Source organism: Fervidobacterium nodosum Rt17-B1 (assembly GCF_000017545.1).
Lineage (GTDB): Bacteria > Thermotogota > Thermotogae > Thermotogales > Fervidobacteriaceae > Fervidobacterium > Fervidobacterium nodosum.
In genome coordinates, this window is record NC_009718.1 from 608,765 (window position 1) to 629,596 (window position 20,832).

General features: G+C 32.2%; 20 protein-coding genes. 15 read left to right on the forward strand and 5 right to left on the reverse strand.

Annotated features, from left to right (window positions below; translation table 11 throughout):
- The first annotated feature begins 81 nt into the window (after positions 1-81).
- Both FNOD_RS02840 and FNOD_RS02845 read left to right on the forward strand, forming a co-directional pair.
- Positions 82-1,305 carry an MFS transporter gene (locus FNOD_RS02840; RefSeq protein ID WP_011993733.1) on the forward strand — a complete coding sequence of 408 codons (1,224 nt, stop codon included), beginning with the start codon at positions 82-84 and terminating at the stop codon, positions 1,303-1,305.
- A gap of 35 nt (positions 1,306-1,340) precedes the next feature.
- Positions 1,341-1,571 (forward strand): DUF3783 domain-containing protein, encoded by a 231-nt coding sequence (locus tag FNOD_RS02845; protein ID WP_011993734.1) that lies wholly within the window; start codon positions 1,341-1,343, stop codon positions 1,569-1,571.
- A gap of 80 nt (positions 1,572-1,651) precedes the next feature.
- Here FNOD_RS02845 and FNOD_RS02850 read toward each other — a convergent pair whose 3' ends face one another.
- Entirely contained in the window at positions 1,652-2,974 is a 1,323-nt protein-coding gene (locus FNOD_RS02850) for a S8 family peptidase (protein WP_011993735.1), read from the reverse strand.
- 319 nt (positions 2,975-3,293) lie between these two features.
- Here FNOD_RS02850 and FNOD_RS02855 point away from each other — a divergent pair, with 319 nt between their 5' ends.
- Positions 3,294-3,491 carry a hypothetical protein gene (locus tag FNOD_RS02855; protein ID WP_238374609.1) on the forward strand — a complete coding sequence of 66 codons (198 nt, stop codon included), beginning with the start codon at positions 3,294-3,296 and terminating at the stop codon, positions 3,489-3,491.
- Here FNOD_RS02855 and FNOD_RS02860 read toward each other — a convergent pair.
- Positions 3,478-5,028, reverse strand: a complete 1,551-nt coding sequence (locus tag FNOD_RS02860; RefSeq protein WP_011993736.1) for an FGGY-family carbohydrate kinase — start codon at positions 5,026-5,028, stop codon at positions 3,478-3,480. The genes FNOD_RS02855 and FNOD_RS02860 overlap by 14 nt on opposite strands.
- 124 nt (positions 5,029-5,152) lie before the next feature.
- Here FNOD_RS02860 and FNOD_RS09670 point away from each other — a divergent pair, with 124 nt between their 5' ends.
- From FNOD_RS09670 to FNOD_RS02900, 8 genes are all read left to right on the forward strand, one after another.
- Entirely contained in the window at positions 5,153-6,091 is a 939-nt protein-coding gene (locus FNOD_RS09670) for a DDE-type integrase/transposase/recombinase (RefSeq protein ID WP_011993737.1), read from the forward strand.
- A gap of 160 nt (positions 6,092-6,251) precedes the next feature.
- Complete coding sequence (locus FNOD_RS02870) at positions 6,252-7,655, forward strand: S41 family peptidase (protein WP_011993738.1); 1,404 nt, start codon at positions 6,252-6,254, stop codon at positions 7,653-7,655.
- A 22-nt stretch (positions 7,656-7,677) separates the two neighbouring features.
- Positions 7,678-8,136, forward strand: coding sequence for an RNase H family protein (locus FNOD_RS02875; protein ID WP_011993739.1), 459 nt, complete (start codon positions 7,678-7,680; stop codon positions 8,134-8,136).
- Between the two features lie 143 nt (positions 8,137-8,279).
- The gene (locus FNOD_RS02880; protein WP_011993740.1) at positions 8,280-9,251 is read left to right on the forward strand and encodes a mannose-1-phosphate guanylyltransferase; all 972 of its coding nucleotides are present in this window, start codon (positions 8,280-8,282) and stop codon (positions 9,249-9,251) included.
- 93 nt (positions 9,252-9,344) lie between these two features.
- Positions 9,345-10,439: an EpsG family protein gene (locus tag FNOD_RS02885; RefSeq protein ID WP_011993741.1), complete on the forward strand. Its 1,095-nt coding sequence runs from the start codon at positions 9,345-9,347 to the stop codon at positions 10,437-10,439.
- Positions 10,440-10,696: 257 nt separating this feature from the next.
- A complete protein-coding gene (locus tag FNOD_RS02890) occupies positions 10,697-11,845 on the forward strand; it encodes a glycosyltransferase family 4 protein (protein WP_011993742.1) in 1,149 nt (382 codons plus the stop codon).
- Between the two features lie 101 nt (positions 11,846-11,946).
- Positions 11,947-13,053, forward strand: coding sequence for a glycosyltransferase family 4 protein (locus FNOD_RS02895; protein WP_011993743.1), 1,107 nt, complete (start codon positions 11,947-11,949; stop codon positions 13,051-13,053).
- A gap of 56 nt (positions 13,054-13,109) precedes the next feature.
- Positions 13,110-14,312 (forward strand): glycosyltransferase, encoded by a 1,203-nt coding sequence (locus tag FNOD_RS02900; protein WP_011993744.1) that lies wholly within the window; start codon positions 13,110-13,112, stop codon positions 14,310-14,312.
- Between the two features lie 393 nt (positions 14,313-14,705).
- Here FNOD_RS02900 and FNOD_RS09825 read toward each other — a convergent pair whose 3' ends face one another.
- Both FNOD_RS09825 and FNOD_RS09830 read right to left on the reverse strand, forming a co-directional pair.
- Positions 14,706-14,876 carry a DDE-type integrase/transposase/recombinase gene (locus FNOD_RS09825; RefSeq protein ID WP_238374610.1) on the reverse strand — a complete coding sequence of 57 codons (171 nt, stop codon included), beginning with the start codon at positions 14,874-14,876 and terminating at the stop codon, positions 14,706-14,708.
- Positions 14,877-14,918: 42 nt separating this feature from the next.
- Positions 14,919-15,164, reverse strand: a complete 246-nt coding sequence (locus tag FNOD_RS09830) for a hypothetical protein (protein WP_238374611.1) — start codon at positions 15,162-15,164, stop codon at positions 14,919-14,921.
- A 133-nt stretch (positions 15,165-15,297) separates the two neighbouring features.
- On the opposite strand from FNOD_RS09830, the gene FNOD_RS09365 reads away from it, so the two are divergent.
- Entirely contained in the window at positions 15,298-16,443 is a 1,146-nt protein-coding gene (locus FNOD_RS09365) for a glycosyltransferase (protein WP_011993745.1), read from the forward strand.
- Between the two features lie 1,124 nt (positions 16,444-17,567).
- Here FNOD_RS09365 and FNOD_RS09980 read toward each other — a convergent pair.
- On the reverse strand, positions 17,568-18,074 hold the full coding sequence (locus FNOD_RS09980) for an IS1/IS1595 family N-terminal zinc-binding domain-containing protein (RefSeq protein WP_420794724.1): 507 nt from the start codon (positions 18,072-18,074) through the stop codon (positions 17,568-17,570).
- A 463-nt stretch (positions 18,075-18,537) separates the two neighbouring features.
- On the opposite strand from FNOD_RS09980, the gene FNOD_RS02920 reads away from it, so the two are divergent.
- The 3 genes from FNOD_RS02920 to FNOD_RS02930 are packed head-to-tail and all read left to right on the forward strand — an operon-like array spanning position 18,538 to position 20,795.
- A complete protein-coding gene (locus tag FNOD_RS02920) occupies positions 18,538-19,497 on the forward strand; it encodes a glycosyltransferase family protein (protein ID WP_187146495.1) in 960 nt (319 codons plus the stop codon).
- Between the two features lie 6 nt (positions 19,498-19,503).
- On the forward strand, positions 19,504-20,571 hold the full coding sequence (gene wecB / locus FNOD_RS02925; RefSeq protein WP_011993747.1) for a non-hydrolyzing UDP-N-acetylglucosamine 2-epimerase: 1,068 nt from the start codon (positions 19,504-19,506) through the stop codon (positions 20,569-20,571).
- A 32-nt stretch (positions 20,572-20,603) separates the two neighbouring features.
- On the forward strand, positions 20,604-20,795 hold the full coding sequence (locus FNOD_RS02930; protein WP_041256839.1) for a hypothetical protein: 192 nt from the start codon (positions 20,604-20,606) through the stop codon (positions 20,793-20,795).
- Positions 20,796-20,832: the final 37 nt, after the last annotated feature.

Consider the following 20,832-nt stretch of genomic DNA (forward strand, 5'->3'; position numbering starts at 1 on the left):
AAAAAATTAGTATAATTAGTCTATACTTAGTCTAATATAATCAAAAATAAAAATATAAAAAATATACAGAGGTGAATACAAATGGAAGAGAAGTTATCAAGTATTAACGGTATTGACAAAACTAAAAAGGTTTTAACAACATTATTCTTTATAGTCTTTGCTGACATGCTTGGTTTTGGCTTAATTATACCATTACTTCCGTACTATGCGAAAGAATTTGGAGCAAAAGACATTGTGATAGGATTCCTCTCCATGATATACCCATTGGGTCAAATCTTCGCATCGCCACTCATAGGGAGGATGTCTGACAAATTCGGAAGGAAAATCGCGCTCCTTTTGAGTGTTGGTGGCACATTCCTATCCCTCTTGTTACTTGGCTTTGCGAAATCACTAACGTTGATATTCATTTCAAGACTTTTAGATGGATTAACAGGTGGGAATATAACCGTAGCGCAATCTTACATAAGCGATTTCACAGACAAAAAATCACGTGCCAAAAGCTTAGGACTTATAGGCGCAGCATTTGGTTTAGGATTTATTTTAGGACCTGCAATAGGAGGATTTTTAAGCAGGTGGGGTTTCCACGTCCCAGCATTCTTCGCCGCAGGTCTTTCGTTCGTAAACCTTCTAAATATTATATTCCTCTTACCTGACTCCAAACCAGTGGAAGACGCAAAGAGAGTTCCATTCACATTCGAAGAGATGAAAAAAACAATCAGCAGACCTGTTGTGTTTTACCTTCTTTTAACGAAATTCTTTTATTCATTTGGATTCACAACATTTGAATCCACGTTCGCATTATTTGCACTCAGAAGACTCAACTTGCCTCTTTCTCAAACAAGCTTCGTCTTGGCGTATGTTGGAATTCTCATAGCATTCACACAAGGATTCCTTGTTGGAAAAATTACCAAAAAGTATAAAGAAGATGATATAATAAAATCACTGATATTTGTGGTAGTACCATTTTTGATACTTTACTCATTCTCAGCAAACCTAATCACACTCATTTTACTCTTAACACCTCTATCTGTTATATCTGGACTAATAGGAGTTTCCGTAAACTCCATCGCAACGAAAACAGTTGAAAGAGACAGATTAGGTGGTACACTTGGGATATTCAATTCCGTTGATAGTTTAACAAGGATAATAAGCCCTCTTTTTGGTGCTTTAATAATCCAATACATAGGTCCAAAATACCTTGGACTATTCATCGGCACTTCACTTCTAATAAGCTCATTTATCTTCTTCTTCCTATTCGCACCAAATTACGAAACATATCAAAAAAGCGAAAATTACGCAGTTTAATTAATTTAGTATTTAGCATAAGGGGGAGAAAACCAATGGAAGAAACAAGCCAAAACAGAAAAGTTGTCTTACTTCACAACTTTGAAAAATCAGAAATACTAAAACTCATGAAAGCGGTCAAAGAGACATTCCCAGGTGAAGAGATAATCTTCGCAAGCACAACACCAACAAGCTTAGAATGGAAAGTCAAAGACCTAATCGACGAACTCAACAAAGAACATGAGGAATTTAAAAAAATGAAACAAAATCAGCAGAACCAAAAATAAAAAAATAAAAAATAGAAGGCAGGCTCAAAAGCCTGCCTTCTATATTACATATTTTCGTATTTTTTAGTTTATTTAGTTTATTAGTATGTCAGCGCCTTGTATGCATCGACAAGTCCGTATCCAACGTATTTGTTCCAACCAGAGGTGTTGTATGTATATCCAGGAATCTTGTACGCTGTCTTTATAAGTCTTGACCTAATTGCTTCTGGTGTTGTGTAACCTTTTGCGTAAAGCATCGCTGCTAATGCTGAAACATGTGGTGTTGCCATCGATGTACCTTGCAAGAACATGTATGTATTGCCATATGTTGGTGTCCATGTTGTGCTAAGAACACCGTCTGCGTATCCATCGCCGTTTTGGTCAACGCTCGTATCTCCACCAGGTGCTACAACATCAAGATAGTGTGTTACATATGTTCCCTTGTATGGGTCATAGTACCTTGTATAGTTGTAATTTGAGTAAGGTGCTCTCTTGTTATCATATCTTGTTGCGCCAACTGCAATTGTTTCAACGTATGCTGCTGGATATGAAAGTGATGAACGATTTTCATTACCAGCCGCACAAACTAGCGTTACATTCTTGCTGTATGCGTATTTAACCGCATCCATAAGTACTTGTGCTCCACTTCCACCAAGACTCATACTCACTATCTTTGCTCCGTTATCAACAGCCCACCTTATACCTGCGGCAACATTATCAAGTGTTCCAGAACCATCCGCACCAAGTACCCTTATCGGCATTATCTTTATTCCATATCCACCCCAGTTAACACCAGCAACACCAAGGCTGTTGTTTGTAACCGCTGCTATTGTACCTATACAGTGCGTACCGTGGCTAACATCTTGAGCAGGATCCGTTGGATTGTTATCTCCATCAACAAAGTCCTTACCTGTTACAAATATCCCCTGCAAATCTGGATGTGTAAAGCTTACACCAGTATCAATAACAGCAACAACCACATTCGCCGACTTCATTACATCCCAAGCCTGTGGCATCTTTATATTATTGTAATGCCACTGATATTTGTAATACGTATCATTTGGAGTAGCAAGCGCTCTGTAAATATAGTTCTTGTCAACTGACTTCACACCTGCAACTGTGGAGAGCAACTCTGGATTTTCTGTTCTTACCGTTACTATAGCAACGTCTTCAAATTCGTATGTTCTAACTACCTCAACATCTTTCAAACCGCTAAGAGCCCTGATAGCTGTTTCAGAGTTTTCAATCTGTACAACATACTCACCTGGTACAAAATCTTCTTCCGTTCCAGAAACACCGAGCTTGTCCGAAACACCGAACTTGTCCCTTGGCTCAAAGTTCCTTGGTTCAAAACTGTTTGTACAGCTGTACACAAAAAGAACTACCAGCAATACTGACAGTGCAACAACTAAATACTTCTTCACCCTAAATACCCCCTTTGGAAAAGATGGATGATGTGAATATTTTATTGTAAATTAAAGTTAAAAATCAACATACAAATGTTAATTTATCAATAATTTTCAATTTATTTTTTTATTAAAAATCTCAAAAATTGTATACATTTGAAAATAAAGTGTTTTTGTGGTAAAATACTAGAAGAAGGTGAGAATATGAACTTTTCCTGGGACTACTGCGAAGGAACTGAAACGATAATTAGAAAAGTGACGAAGACATTGCCTGCATGAAAATGGCTGCCATAATTCAAAGAGGATTAAAAAAAAAGACTTCTTTGACTTGTGGTTTTTGATTAACATATACAAGTGGAGCATCAATGATTTAATTTCTATGTTCGAACAAAAATTCAAAGAATACAACCCATCAATATTTTTAAAAGCCCTTGTTTACTTTGAAGATGCTGAAAAAAACACGGATTTCAAAGAAGTAGGACAAAAATGGCCACAGATAAAAAAATTTTTTGAATCATTTATCAAATCTTTTTAATTTTTCTTGATATCGAATCGAGCTCTCTGTACAAATCCCCCAGTGCATCCCATATTCTAAGATAAACCTTTCTATAATACTCCATATACACCTCATGCTCATCTATATCAGGATGGAATTCTTTCTGGATATGCACCATATTTTTAACTGATTCCTCGACAGAATTGTACATCCCAAGCCCTATAAAAGCCGCAATCGCTGCGCCTAAAGCGGAAGTTTCATTAGTCTGCACTTTGTACGTAGGCACTCCGAACATATTAGCCGTTATTTGCGATATCTCATCGCTCGTCGCTCCACCACCTGAAAGCCCTATCTTCTTAACCTTCACCTTTGTCTTCTTCTCTATACTCTTAACCCCTTCTATCAAAGCGTAATTTATACCTTCGATTATCGCTCTGTATATATGTATCCTCGTGTGCTTATCGGAAAAACCAATTATCGCTCCCCTCGAGAAAGGCTTATCAAGTCCTGCTGTCCAAGTCGGTTGTAACATAAGCCCTTCACTACCAGCTGGAATGTTTTTAAGCCTTTGATTGAGCAACTTCTCGGCGGTTGTACCCAACATCTCAGCTTCCCTAACTTCATGGTGCGCGAATTCTTTTTTGAACCATGAAATTAACCAATATCCTCTGAAAACTTCTATTTCAGGATTGTACTTCCCTGGTACAACCGATGGATAAGAAGGCATAAACGGCAACGGCTCTATATATTTATCCGTCGTTGTTTGGATCGTAGCCGTCGTACCTAAACTGATGCTCGCAACCTCTGGTGAAAAACAACCAACGGCTAAAGTTTCACACTGCTTATCCGCCCCAGCCGCTATCACAGGCAACCCTTTCTTCAAACCAGTCTCCTTAGATGCCTGCTCATTCACATACCCAAGCAATTTAGTTGGCTCAACCAAATTCGGGAGCATATTCTTTTCAATTCCAAACAAACGCCATCTGTAGTGTTTGGGATTAGAAATCCAATCTTTTCTTTTGTAATCGAAAGGTATATACCCCACCTGCGACGCTTTGGAATCCACAAACTTACCTGTGAGTTTGTAAGTCAAATACCCAGAAAGCAAAAGGTACTTATGCACCCTTTTCCAAATTTCCGGTTCATATATCCTCATATAATTTGCCTTACTTCTTCTCCAAGCCATATGTGCAGTTGGTTTCTTGCCAATCAAAGAGAACGCCAAATTCTCCCAAAACGTTAATTTCGGCTTTCCCTTTGCCTCGCGCTCATCGAGCCATATGAAAGCATTCCTCAAAGGCTCCCCTCTTTCATCCACGACAACAACTGTGGCTCGTTGCGTTGTAAGTGTTACACCTTGAATCGAATCAAAAATAACCGGATAATCCTTTGCCAACTTATTAGTGGCACTACACAGCGCATTCCAAAAAACATTTGGATTTTGCTCCGCCCATCCCACATCGAGTGAATAATACGGTTCAAATTCAACTTTCTCCTTTGCCAACATCTCCCCTTCGTGCGAAAACACAATGGCCCTCAAACTCTGAGTACCACAATCAATTGCCAAAACATTCAACTCAACTCACCCCTTATCACTCATGATTTTGTTAACCAAAGGTATTGATAAATTTCAAAAATCATATTATCTTCTTAAATAGGGGACACCCCCCAATATACTCTCAATAAGGAGGTATCCCGACATGACTAATATCCAACTCAAATGCCCTCATTGCGGCTCTTCTAACTTCATCAAAAATGGTCATGATAAATTCAAAAACCAAATCTTCTTTTGCAAAGACTGCAAGCGTTACTTTAAACTTTCTTTCACCAAAAAACACAAACTTTTCTCTTTCCCTTACCCTCGTTGTGTTCATTGTAACCATGTCATGGAAATTTACAAAATCCGCCGTTATTTCGTTCGTTTCAGATGCAGAAAGTGCAACTTCAAAACTTCTGTTCCACTTTCTCTTCCTCAGCCTGTGCCTTTCAACTTTCATCCTTTCAAATTCTTCCGTTTCCCTATCTATATCATTCTCAAAGCTTTCATCTTGTACTTCAAATACAACCTTTCTCTTCGTGCTATTAAAGCTTGCTTGAATATCAATGTCTCTCATGTCGCTATTTACAAATGGATTATCAAGTTATCTTCTGTTATTTCGCTTTTTGAGTTTGAGAATGTATTTAAAGTTCACGGTGATGAAACAGTTATTGTATTTCGAGACAAAAAGTACTATGTGTGGCTATTAGTTGAGCATGGTACGAATTTAATAGTAGCTTGGCATGTATCAAGATATCGTGATATGTCACAAGTTAAGATATTGTTAGATAAATACTTTAGTCAAAGAAAACAAAACACACAAATAGAGTTAATAACCGATGGACTAAAAGCGTACGAGATAGCAGTGAAACTAAATTTTGATAATGTTGAGCACAGAGAAGTAAGACTAGGTAAAAACAACGAATGTGAATCGAAATTTTCGTTATTTAAGATGTTTGTTAGAGCGAAAAGGAGCTTCAAGAAATTTAGCAACATACGGTACTATGTAAATGGTTTTTGTGTAGTAAGGAACCTATGCAAGTTATATGAGAACGAAAATGAGATGATTACAGCTTTAGCTTCCATCATCACTACTAGTTAACAACTTCTCACTCATAAATACATACTTTATTAAAATTTTATCACATTATATTATCCTTCAAAAACCTTCCATAAAATGATATAATCAATCTGAAACAGATAACAACCAAAAAAACAAAAGCAAAAAGCAAAAAACAAAAACAAAGAAGGGGGAAGCAACATTGCGCATAGGGGCTAAACTCATCTTCATTTTCATCATCTCTGGTCTTGTAACGACATTCGTTCTCTCATGGATTATCGAGCTGTACAAGTACCAAAAACGCCTTGTACCCGTTGAAAACGTCATCGAAAACACAGCGTATTTGGAAAGAATACTAACTGAAATATACCCAGAAAAACTTCCTAAAGAAAAAATGCAACAAATCCAAACACTTATCAACAACCTAAAGCACGAAAAAACCAAAAAAGTACTTCCAATAAAGGCTTTTTCACTAATTCAGCCAATCCTCTCAGCTGTTAACGACCAAAACCTAAGGTTCTTGGTGCCATCAGAACCTGTCTACAGCGTTCTTCCATTCAGAGTACAAATCATCGATAAAAACGCAATAGTCACATCAACAGCGACAGACAAAATCCCTGCAGGCGCCAAAATACTATCGGTAAACAAAATTCCAATAGAAAATCTAATAGACCAACTCCTTCCTTACACCTCAGGAGAAAATTACGAACTTAGAGAACAACAACTTTCTCAACTAATCTGGCTCTCACCAGAACTGCTTTGGAAAAAACAAAGATTCGTATGGATATTCTACAACCAAGAAGAATATGAAGTGCAATACACATTTGAAAACCAACAACAAACCGAAAAAGTAAAAACGGTAACACTCTTCAGCTATCCAACCTTAAGCGCAAAGTACCAATCAATCGGTTCAGAGCCACCGTACACCTTTGAACACATAGACGATGTGGGGATTATAAAGATTCGCACATTCTCACTCTCAGGTACATCTTACAACAGATTTCGCGAATTCCTTGACAACACAATAATATACAACAAAGACTTGAAAAAAATCATCATCGACATCCGAAACTCCCAAGCCCAGGACTTCAACATCTTCAAGGAGATCTACGAACATCTCATACAAAGCAACATAAAGTTTACACGCAATATATCATTAATTAACACAGCGTACATCTTAAAGACACTTGAAAAATACGGCATAGAATTCACACAATCCACAGGAGAAATCCTAAACCAAACATTCTCACATGAATTCAAACCAAGAGAGCCAAACATAAAAGCAGAAGTTTGGCTTCTATTTGACAAATATACAAACAACGCAGCGCTTGATTTCGCTTACACATTCAAAAAACTCAACCCAGGCAGAACAATAGGCGAACCAACATTAACAAAAATCAACCACACAACGGACATAACGTACCAATATTTAGATAGCATAAGGCTGGCCTTAACTTTTCCAACATCAAAAATAAACGAACCAGACGGCGACAAACCACTAGAGCCAGACCACACCATCCAAATCACAACACAAGCCAGGATAAATTACCTAAATGGAGAAAAAGATGAAGTAATGCAAAAAGCATTGGAAATAGTTCGAAAATAACAGAAAAGAAAGGGGATTGGGTATGAAAATCTACGTCGATGGTTCTTACAACGAATCATTAAATTTAGCAGGTTATGCATTTGCTGTTGTTGAAAATGAAGAAATAAAATTTGCACAAAAAGAAGCAATGATATTAAGAAATGGCAATTCCGTAACAGCCGAGCTAATTGGAGTAATAAAAGCACTAGAATACTGCCAAAATCAGGGTATACAAGAAGTCACAATTATACACGATTACAATGAAATACCAATGTTCGCATTTTCGTATAGAAAGACTAAAAACCCGAGTATAAACTCATACGTGAGAAAATTAAGAGAAATGCGTGAAACAATAAAAGTAAGCTTTCTAAAAGTCAAAGCCCATACAGATGACAGATTCAACAATTACGTTGATGAACTATCTAGAAAAAGTATAGAAGAATTTTTAGAAAGATTGCTAAAAAATAAAAACAATAGTAAACACTCTTTAGAAAATCGATAAAAAAACAAAGACACTCCACTCAAAAATTAACTCTGTATTGCCACAATGTATAAATTTGAATAATAATTTGACTTGAAAAATTTTTTGATTATAATTATAATAAATTACGCAATCGAAATATCAAAAAATCTGGAGGAAAACATATGAAAGCAATAATCCTAGCAGGTGGAAGTGGCGAGAGATTCTGGCCACTATCGACTAAAGAAACTCCAAAACAATTTTTGAAACTTTTCTCTGACAAAACTCTTCTCAGAGAAACTTTCGAAAGACTTTCATTCAAATTAAAACCAGAAGACATTTTCATAGTCACAAATAAAATTTATACCGAACTCACTCACCAAGAAATTCCTGAAATTCCAAAAAAAAACATTCTCTCTGAGCCACTCAAGAAAAACACAGCACCAGCATGTACATATGGGACATTGAAAATGGACCCAGAAGAAATAATTTTAGTTGTTCCATCAGACCATTACATCCCAGAAATTGAAAAATTCTGGCAAATTGTTGAAACTGCCGAGCAATTTTTGAAGAGAAATGATGGTATAATAACCTTTGGAATAAAACCAACTCGAATTGAGACAGGCTATGGTTACATAGAATCAGGTGAACAAATTGAACAAAACATATCCATAGCCAAAAAATTCCACGAAAAACCAAATTACGAAACAGCGCAGTTTTACATAAACCAAGGCAATTACTTTTGGAATAGTGGAATGTTCATGTGGAAAGCAGAGTATTTCATCGAACAAATGAAAAAACACGCATTAGAAGTTATAGAACCATTCTTAAAAGAGAAAGATATAGAAAAAATTTACGAACAAGTACCATCGATAAGCATAGATTACGCACTCATGGAAAAAGCAGACAGAATATACACAATCAAATCCGAATTCATATGGTCAGATGTTGGGAATTTTAAATCACTGAAAGAATTAGGAGTAAGCAATTCAAAGAATTCAGCGACCATAGACTCACAAAACGCATTTGTACTTACAACCAAACCAACGATAGTGATAGGGATAGATGATATAATAGTTGTTGAGAGTGAGAATGGGATATTAGTTTGCAAAGCTGAAGAAGTTGAGAAGATTAGGGAAGCGCTTAAGAAGATTTGAATTTCTTTTAAGATAATTTACAAGTTTTCATTTTAAATTACTTTGAAATAGAAACTGTTATTGTTAATTTTAAATCCAGGAGTGATATAAAATATGTTTACATATTTTTTTATCTTCTCGGTTTTGCTTTTTCTAACATTACTCCACTATGAGTTTGATTTTGATAAAAATTCGGAAAAGCTAATAAAAACTGTTATTTTTGTTTTTCTATTACTTTTTATTGGACTAAGACATGAAGTTGGAGGTGATTGGGATACTTATTTATGGTGGTACAAAGATATAGCAGTAAATGGAATAGATTTTTCATTTAATTCAATTTGGCTATCAGATTTTGGATACAATTTTATAAATTGGTTCTCAAGCAAATTAGGTTTCGGGATTTATGGGGTAAATACATTCTGTGGCTTTATTTTTCTTTTAGGGCTTTTTAAATTTTTGGAATATTTGGAAAACGATAGAAGCTTCTATCTTGGATTGTTAATTTCTTATCCATATCTTATAATGGTTGTGGCAAATGGTTACACTCGACAATCAGTAGCATTGGGTTTTATTTTGCTTAGCTTAGTAAACTTGAATAATAATGGAAAATTGTGGAAGTCATTATTACTCCAAATTTTTGCTATGTTTTTTCATAAGACTTCAGTAATTGGTTTGTTTCTTTTCTTCTTTTATATAAAAAAATCTAAATATTTACTTTACCTTATTTTGCTTGCAATTTCTATCTTTGTGAGCCTTTTGCCACTCTTTTCCAGACTTTATACTTTCTACATTGAAAATCCCATGTTTTCAGAGGGAGGAATTTTAAGAGGAATTATGAATCTTATTCCAGCAACAATTTACATTATTTTTTACAAGAAATTTGAGGAACAACATTTTGAGGAACGATATAAAGACAGTAAGTTATGGTTATGGATTTCCATTTTTGTCTTTATTTTATCTTCTATATCATTATTAAAATTTACTTTTGCAGATAGATTAGCTTTATACTTTTCTATTATTCAAGTTGTCTCATTTACCCGTCTTGAGAAATTATTAAGAGAAATAGAATTTAAAGGTTTATTATTTATAATTTTAATATTTGTTTATTTACTTTCCTTGATAATCTGGCTAATGTTCGCAGTTCATGCCAAAGAATGGATACCGTATAAAAACATAATTTTGATTAAACTAGGATTCTTAGAATCATAAATATTAATTTATTTTATAAGTTAACATATGATTTTAACTTACCATATATAATCAACCCATTCGAAATTTCTCTGAAAATCGAAATGAAGTAAATATAGAGTTATAAAAATCATTTTTAATTTAAGCTTAATCAACAATATGATTAGATGATATAATAGTTGTTCAAAGTAAAAATGGAGTATTAATTTACATGAAAAAATATTGAAAATATTGAAAAGATTAGGGAAGTAGCTAAAAAAATGAGAGGAGTGAATTGATTGAAAAAAAGAGTCTTACACATTATCACTCGTTCAGATTGGACTGGAGTTCAAAAAATTTTGTACAACATAGTTTACGGACTAAAAAATAATTATTCCGACCAATTCGAAGTCGAAGTTGCCGCTGGAAAAGAAAATGGAATGTTATTTGAGGAATTGGAAAAGATAGGTGTAAAATATTATGTACTGGAAAACCTTGTTCGAGAAATAAGTCCTATAAAAGATTTGAAAGCTTATTTTGAAATAAAAAAGCTCATCAAAAAAGGGAATTATGACATAGTTCATATCCATTCATCAAAGGCAGGTATATTAGGAAGAATAGCGGCAAAAAAATGTGGTGTAAAAAAAGTCATTTACACCTATCATGGTTTTTGGGGAATAGAACAATATAACGGACTTAAGAAAAAACTTTTAATTCTAGCAGAGCGTATTGCTGCAAAATATTCAGACAATCTTGTATTTCTTGGTAATAAAGAAAAACAAAAAGCAGAGAAGTATAAAATTGGTAAACCACACCAGTATGTCATAATACCGAACGCAATATTACCAATCGAAAACGTTCAAAAAGGAAAACTCAGAAAAGAACTAAATATACCAGATAATATTAAAATCATAGGTAACGTGGCAAGATTAGATAAGCCAAAAAATCCAATGAGATTTCTTGAAATTGCAGAAAAAGTATTAAAAGAAAGAGAGGATGTTGTTTTTGTATGGGTAGGAGGAAATATTGTCGAAGAAGATGATTATGCTAATCTAATTAAGAAATATATAGATGAAAACCCTATATTAAAGGACAAGGTTAAAATTCTAGGCTTTAGAGAAGATGCGATAGAATTAATGGCAGACTTTGATGTGTTTTTGCTAACTTCGAATGAAGAAGGTTTTGGTCTCGTAATTTTAGAAGCGATGTCACTTGGAAAGATTGTAGTTTCAACAAAATGCGGAGGACCTGAAGATATCATACAAGATAAAATAAACGGGTTCCTTGTAGACTTCGACAATGATAAAATTGCGCAAACGATATTTTTTATATTAGACAATTTAGAACAAATATGCAAAAACATATTTTCGAAAGCTGTTGAAAGAGCAAAAGAATTTGAATATGAAAAGTTTCTAGTGAAACATAAAGAACTGTATTTGACAAGCTAGATTAGTAATGTGTCGAAAAGTTTTATTGCTTATTTCTTATACATATTATTTGTCCAACTTTTTGGTTGATAATACGGCTTTTTTATTGGAGGGTACAAGAAATGAGAAGAGTTATAATAATCTCAGATTTTACTTATCCTAATTATGTCGGGGGATCTGCAAAGCTAGTATACGATACTTTAGTTGGTTTTAGTAAGAATAACATTGATTATTTGTTAATAACAAGAACATCTTCTAATGAGTATTCAGTAAAAGAACATAACGATTTTTATCTCTCAGAAAAAAAACGTAATAAAATATTTGAGATAAATAATCTTTTAGATATAATTAGAAGTTATAAATTCATCAAAAATGATGATATACTTTACATTCATCATCCCGTACTTGGAGTATTTTATTCTTTCCTTAAAAATAAAAAAATTTATTTTTTCCACGGCCCTTTTCCTGAAGAATATAGACTAAAACCAAATTCAAACTCTTTAGGACTATTTTTAAGATATTTAATTCAAAAAATTGTTTTGAAAAAAAACAACAAGATTTTTGTTTTAAGCAATTATATGAAAGAATGGGTAAATAAGTATGGTGGAAAAAATATAGAAATAGTTCCTCCCATTTTTGATTATGAGAAGTTTGCAAGTTTTTCTGCTGTTGATAAATTTGAGTTAAGAAGACAACTTAATTTACCAGTTGACAAAAAGATTCTTATCACAACTAGGCGATTAACTGATAGAACAGGCGTTTTAGAATTATTGGAAGCTTTCGAATATATAAATCTCCATTATAAAAATGATTATTTTCTTATTATTATCGGAAAAGGCGAACTCGAAGCTAAAGTTAAGCAAAAATGTTCTAATATTAAGAACGCGAGGTTTTTAGGTTATGTTCAAGAAGATCTTTTACCAAAATATTTAAGAGCAAGCGATGTGTATATTTTACCGTCAAAATCCCTTGAAGGATTTGGTATTGTGATTTTGGAAGCTATGGCACTAAACATTCCAGTAATTGCCAGCAATAAATCTGGTGGAGCGACTGAATTTCTTTCAACAATTGATGCAAAACTAATTTTTGATTTTGATAATATGGCACGTTCTTTGAATGAATCAATAAAGTACCTAGAGTCTGTAAATATAGATTTCTCTTCTATTGCTAGATCGTATGATAGAAATGTTGTAGCTAAAATTATTTATGAAAAGATGAATGAATGTTAAAATAAACCGAGCAATAAGAAGAGAAATTCTTATCTATTCGAAAAGGAGGAAAAGTTGTGAAAATATTAATGGTCGCCCCTTTAAGTTTGACTTATCCACCTAAGGATGGATACTCAATGGTTGTTATTTATTTGGCATATTTTCTGAAGAATTTTTATAACGTAGAATCAGATATTATGGTTCCAGAAGATGAAAAATATTCGGCTAAGGATTTAATTGATTCTGGAATTTTTAACAAAGTTTATAATTACCAAATAAATAGTAAATGGAGAGCTCTACTTAAATCTTTTTTCTCAAAAGATGTTTATACTATGGTAAGAAACGATATAAATGATAAAGACTTAAAAAAATTCATTGTAAGCATAAATAATGCTAAATACGATGCTATCATATTCAATCATAGTTTCTCATTTCATTTATATAGAAAATTAATAAAACATATAAACGACTACAATTACAAGATTATTTATTGGAGTCATAATATCGATTACTTGTATTTTAAAAATATGTCTAAAGAAGCAAGAAATCCAGTAGAGAAATTCTTTTATTACTTTAGCTATAAAAAATTAAAAAATATAGAAGTTGATTTTATTAAGAGCGTCGATAACATAGTTTCTGTCTCCAAACATGAGGTAGAGTATTTAAGAAAAATAAATCCTAGAGCTAACGTTTTTTGGATTCCTCCCCTGATACCTGAATTGAAATTAAACAAAGAAGAGAAACTTTGCGATTTTGATGATAAACTTAAAAATTACCAGTATAAAATTTTATTCACCGGCAGCTTAGGAATACCACAAAATGTAAAACCAACAATTTGGTTCGCTAAAGAAGTTTTTCCGATTATAAAAAATAAGTTAAATGCTTGTTTTATAATTGCAGGTAAGAATCCTTCTAAGGAAATTATTAATTTATCAAAAAGAAATAATGATATAATACTGTATCCAAATGTTCCTTCAATGACCCAGTTATATAAAATATCAGATTTAGTTGTTGTTCCTTTGTTTAGTTCATCAGGTATAAAATTAAAGCTTATAGAAGCATTAAAGTATGAAAAAAAGGTTGTAGCAAGGCCTGAAGCTCTTTTAGGTGCTGGACTTGAGAAACTAGTACCAAACGCTAGAGAACCACAAGAATTTGCAAAAAAATGTATTGATGCTTTAGAAGAAAAAATAGATTACACGAATATATTTAGAGAATTCCGTAATATCTATGATAATAAAATGATTATTGATGACATAATTAAAATTTTATCTTGGTAATTTTTATAGTAACTTTTTCTTTTTTGCGCAATTCTCTATAAACGTACTTTTTGTTGTTAAATTATATACTTTACTAGTTGTATAGTAATTGTTGTTGCCAAATTTTATGAAATTCATTTCTGCGCTTGTGAATAACTAAGAATTCAATTCATATTCGTTTTTTTTAAATTGCCCTAAAATGATGTTAGAAGAACTCCAATGATAGGATTTAGAATTCGAGTTATTTATATAGAGACTCCTCTTTGTTGGAAAATATTTTAGGGGTGTTTTCTATTTAAGAAAACAATTTAGTTTTCGAAAATTTTTAATACTTTATTTAAAAAAGTTGCAATTTTGACACTGTTAACTATTAGTGATTATGGAAGCTAAAGCAATACTCATATCATTTTCTTCTCATATAATTTGCATAAATTCATCACTATATAGTACTTTTATGTTGCTAAATTTCTTGAAGCTCCTTTTCGCTTTCACAAACACCTTAAATAACGAAAATTTCGATTCACATTCGTTGTTTTTACCTAGTCTTACTTCTCTGTGCTCAACATTATCAAAATTTAGTTTCACTGCTATCTCGTACGCTTTTAGTCCATCGGTTATTAACTTTATTTAGACTTCACTACCATGAACTTTAAAAACATTCTCAAACTCAAAAAGCGAAATAACAGAAGATAACTTGATAATCCATTTGTAAATAGCAAGATGAGAGACATTGATATTCAAACAAGCTTTAATAGCACGAAGAGAAAGGTTGTATTTGAGGAAAAGAGAATAGTTTGCGTTTTTTGGAGAAGGTAAGTTTAAAGTAACACTTGCAATCTTTGCAAAATAACATTTGGTTTTTGAATTTATCATGACCGCTTTTGATGAAGTTAGAAGAGCCGAGAGTATTTTAGGAAGTGTCCTCTATTTAAAAAGATAATATGATTTTTGAAATTTATCAATACCTTTGATTAACAACATCGCAATTTTTCAGAGAGGTGATATGGTGAAATTAGTGCTTTTATCTTCAAATTTGTTTGATACCTTTGGAGGTTATGAGAAAATAATTTTAACATTATTTCAAAATTTAGCACAAAAAAAATTTGAATTTACAATAATTTCAGTAGCTTATACCAAGAAATTATTATCAAATAAAATTTTAGATGAATTTAAAAATTACAATATTCATAGATTTTCCCCATACAAGAATAATTTTGTAAGAAGGTTGTCCATCATTTTAAGTAAGATTTCGTTTAGAGATTTTCTAATCGATAATGGTATGTTAAAAGAATACTTTAAGAAACTTAATTTTAACCCAGACTTAATTTTAGTTACTGATCCATTTTTGGTGTTAAGTGCACGAAATGCAGTTGAAAGTTTGAATTTAAACACAAAAATTGTTTATTGGGACCACGCACAACTAATAAATTTTTTGAAATATGGGAAAACCAGATTTTTGCTGAGAAAAGAAATAACTAAAGCACTTAATTCCGCTGATGCTTTTCTGGCAATATCTACCGGTATAAGAAATATTATTCTTTCGTACAATCCAAATGCTAAAGTTTTTACAGTTTTTAATCCTATAAGTAAGTACGAAGGAAAACTTGTTAGACGACCAAATAATCCTATATTTCTCTATGTTGGTAGAATTGAAGATCATCAGAAAAATATTTCTTTTATGCTTAAGGGATTAAGTAAAATAAAGAATAAATGGAAACTTATAATAATTGGTGAAGGTCCGGATAAGAATAAACTAATTAATTTGGCTAAAAAATTAAAAATAGAAGACAAAATTGAATGGAAAGGTTTTAAAAAGGATCCTTATGAAAATTTAGAAGAAGTAACTGCTTTGCTTTTAACTTCTAGATGGGAAGGGTTACCAACCGTACTTATTGAAGCTATTCAAAGGGGAATTCCTGTAATTTCGTCAAATTGTAGTACAGGTCCGGAAGATATCGTTATATCAGGTGTTAATGGATACTTGTATGAAGATGGTAACTTAAATGAATTTGTAAGCTTAATGGAAAAGATTATAAATGGAAAACTAAAATTTGGAACACCTGAGGAAATTGCCAAAACAGCTGAAAAGTTTGATGCAGATATTGTTATTGCTAATATTAAAAATGCTATTAAAACTATTGTTTCTAACTAAGAATGTTAAGAATTAAGCAGTAACTACTTGTTTTTTTACTCACAAATAACTTAAACAAAAAAACTTCAATTCAGAATATTTGTATTTATATAGCCTTAATGTGATATTAGAAGATAATACTAGAAGAAATAAAATAAAGGCATTTAAAATTTATGTTACTCATATAAAGCTAATTCCTACCTCTAAAAATAGGAAAAGAAATAAGGAAAACTCCTATTTTCGCTTACTGTAAGTTTTTCTAATTTTACTTCTAAGTCTTTTGCTTCATTATTTGATGTTGAAAAGAGATTGAATATAATTTTTGGTGTCAAGTATTTTAATGAACTAAATTCATGCGTAACATTTGATTCTTTCATAAATGCTAAGGTTCAATTTTTTTCTTAATCTTTTAATATTTTTCTCATTGTTGATTTTCTTTTGTTTATTTCAATATCAAATATCAAAAAATATTATAGTATCGTAATAAGAAAAACCTTAGAACTTCAAGAAATAATGGACTTTAGGCTTGCACTTTTTAAAGTTTAAAATATAATAATTATAGTCAAAATCAACGTAAAACTTAACCTATAATGTTATTGGAAAAAGGAATATCAAAATTACTTAATTACTTATAATATAAATTAAAGACAAACCAGAGTTAAGATATTCTTTATATTTTGAAGTTTAAAATCAGGCGAACATTTTTTATTTTTACGTGAATCACACTTTTTGATTAATTTAATAATTCATCTTCTTTTTTCACAAAATTTTCTAGGGGGTGGATTACAATGGGAGCATGTTTGAAGAAAATTTCAGATACGTTATCAACTTTCATTTAAAACTTCAAATATTGTACCTAATGTTAAATTCCAAGATAATTATATTATCAATTTGTGAGTGCATAATATCTATTAGGATTAAAACTTCAAATTTGAAGATGCTGTTAACTAGTAATAATGATGGAAGCTAAATATGTTGCCAAATTTCTTGAAGCTCCTTTTCGCTCTAACAAACATCTTAAATAACGAAAATTTCAATTTACGTTCGTTGTTTTTATCTAATCTTACTTCTCTGTGCTCAACATTATTAAAATTTTGTCTTAATGCTAACTTGTACGCTTTTAGTCCATCGGTTATTAACTCTATTTAGACTTCACTACCATGAACTTTAAATACATTCTCAAACTCAAAAAGCGAAATAACAGAAGATAACTTGATAATCCATTTGTAAATAGCGACATGAGAGACATTGATATTCAAGCAAGCTTTAATAGCACGAAGAGAAAGGTTGTATTTGAAGTACAAGATGAAAGCTTTGAGAATGATATAGATAGGGAAACGGAAGAATTTGAAAGGATGAAAGTTGAAAGGCACAGGCTGAGGAAGAGAAAGTGGAACAGAAGTTTTGAAGTTGCACTTTCTGCATCTGAAACGAACGAAATAACGGCGGATTTTGTAAATTTCCATGACATGGTTACAATGAACACAACGAGGGTAAGGGAAAGAGAAGAGTTTGTGTTTTTTAGTGAAGGAAAGTTTAAAGTAACGCTTGCAGTCTTTGCAAAAGAAGATTTGGTTTTTGAACTTATCATGACCGTTTTTGATGAAGTTAGAAGAGCCACAATGAGGGCATTTGAGTTGGATATTAGTCATGTCGGGATACCTCCTTATTGAGAGTATATTGGGGGGTGTCCCCTATTTAAGAAGATAATATGATTTTTGAAATTTATCAATACCTTTGGTTAACAAAATCATCGATTTTTAAGGAGGTATTCGATTTGAAAACATTAATATTTTAATTATCTCTCCTTTTTCTCCTAAATGGTCTAATATATCTTCATTAAGATGGGAAAGATTAGCTAAATATCTGTCCAAAAACAATAGAGTAACTTTAATTACAAGTTCTTTTCCTGAATCAGGTTTCGAAAAGTCTTTTGACATCGGAAATTCATATCTGATAGAAATTCCTTTAAAATTTTATGCGAAAAATCCATATTTGAATGAATCAAATAGAATTTTAAATAATTTTCCAAATAAAAAAACTTTACTTAATCAAGGATTGAAATCAAAATTAAACCCTATTTTAGAAAAATTATTCCCGGTTTCATCTGGTGGAATGCTTTATCACGATATTTTTAAGTACAAAAATTTTATTGACGAAATTATTAGAAATAGTAAAAAAACAATACTTATAACAACGTACGGTCCATGGTTTACACTTAAGATAGGCAATTATTTCAAAAAAAGATACAAAAATCTAATTTGGTTAGCAGACTTTAGAGACCCTTCATTTGATATTTCTTCTTATAAAAATACATTTTTTAAAAGTCAAACGAAAAAAATACTTAAAAAAGCTGATGCAATTATAGTCGTGACAAAACAAATGCAGAAAGAATATGAAAAACTAGTCAAAAAGAAAGTTATTTTCCTTCCAAATGGATACGATGGAGATTGTATGTTTAATTTAAATCAACATAAAACGAAAAGAAAAGAATATCTAAATATTTCGTATACTGGCTCCATTTACAATGAAAAAAGAGAAATTTCATATTTTGTTGAAGCATTAAAATTATCTAAAGAAAAAGCACCGAATATTAATTTTACTTTCAGCTATGCCGGAAAAGATTACAGAATTGTATCTGAAGAGTTTTCGAAAAGGAATTTAGGTAGCTTACTTAACAATCATGGAATGTTAACCCGAGACGAAGCTCTTAATTTGCAATCCGTTTCTGATGTATTACTTTTAGTAGTTTACACTGGTGAAAACCCAGAAGAAGGCAAATCAATCAGAACAGGAAAAGTCTATGAATATCTTGCCACTGACAAACCTATATTAGTTATAGGTCCTAAAAATTGGGAAATGCGAGATGAAATAGAATGTGATGGTGTTTCAAAAGTTTTTGAAAAAAATCAAACTAACGAGATGGCTGATTACATCATAGAATTGGCAAATAAAGAGAAAATTGAAATAAACATTCAAAAGCGTAAAGAAGTTTTAGAAAGATATCTTTACAGAAATCTCGCAACAGAGTTAGAAAAAGAGATAGAAAACTTATTAAAGCAAAAGGAGTGGTAACTAAAAATGAAAATCCTATCACTAGTCGGAGCACGCCCACAGATAATCAAAGAAGCAATGCTAAATAAAGAATTTCAAGAAGCCGGAATTACCGAAATACTCGTCCATTCTGGTCAACATTACGATTACAATATGTCTGATGTATTTTTCAGCGTGTTGAATATAAAGCAACCTGATTACAACTTAAACGTAGGCTCCGGTACTCATGCGGAAATGACTGGTAAAATAATGATTGAATTTGAAAAAGTTGTAATTAAAGAAAAACCTGATATGATATTGGTTTACGGTGATACAAACACCACATTAGCAGGTGCGCTGGTGGGCTCAAAATTAAAAATACCAGTTGCACATGTCGAAGCAGGAATAAGGCAGAAACCAAAAGACATGCCAGAAGAGATAAACAGAGTTCTCACCGACCATGTGTCAAGTTTATTATTCTGCCCAAGCGAACTTGCGGTAAAAAATTTGAAAAAAGAAGGTATTGAAGAAGGAGTGTATTTTGTAGGTGATGTGATGTACGATTTATTCTTAAAGATGAAGCCACAGTTTAAGTACGAAAAATTAGAAGAATTAAGACTAAAAGAGGATGAATATATAGTATGTACGATACATAGGGACTTCAACACAGACGTAAGGGAAAAACTTGAGACAATTCTTCAACAATTAGCGAAGATAGGGAAAGAGAAGAAGATAATATTCCCGATACACCCGAGGACGAAAAAGAAGATAAAAGAGTATGGGTTAGAAGGATACACGAAAGATTTAATAATAACTGAACCGCTGGACTATTTGAATATGATGGGTGTTATAGAAAAAAGTGGGATGGTAATAACAGATTCGGGAGGATTACAAAAAGAGGCATATTGGTGTGGAAGAAGGGCGTTAGTGGTAATGGAAGACACGGGGTGGAGAGAGTTAATAGAGAACGGGTGGAATAAGTTGGCAAAACAAGAAGAGATATATGAAAAAGCGGAAGAAATTTTGAGTGAGAGGAACAAGAAATATCCGAGTAATGTTTACGGAAATGGTGATTCGAGTAAGAAAATTTTGGTTGTATTGAGAGGTATATCCTAACTTTTTTATTTTGAAATGAGGGAATAAATCAGATGTGTGGTATAGCTGGAATAATTAGTAATAAGCGCATAAGTTCAAATCTAATTAAGAATATGGAAAGTAAAATAAAGCATTTGGAACCAGATAACGAAGAGTATCTTTTTATAAACGAAAATGGTGTCATCACTTCCGGTGGCAATGATATTTCAGATGATATTCGGAATTCGAATTTACTTTATTCATAAAAACTCATATTAATTCCCTTGAAAATATGAAATTCAA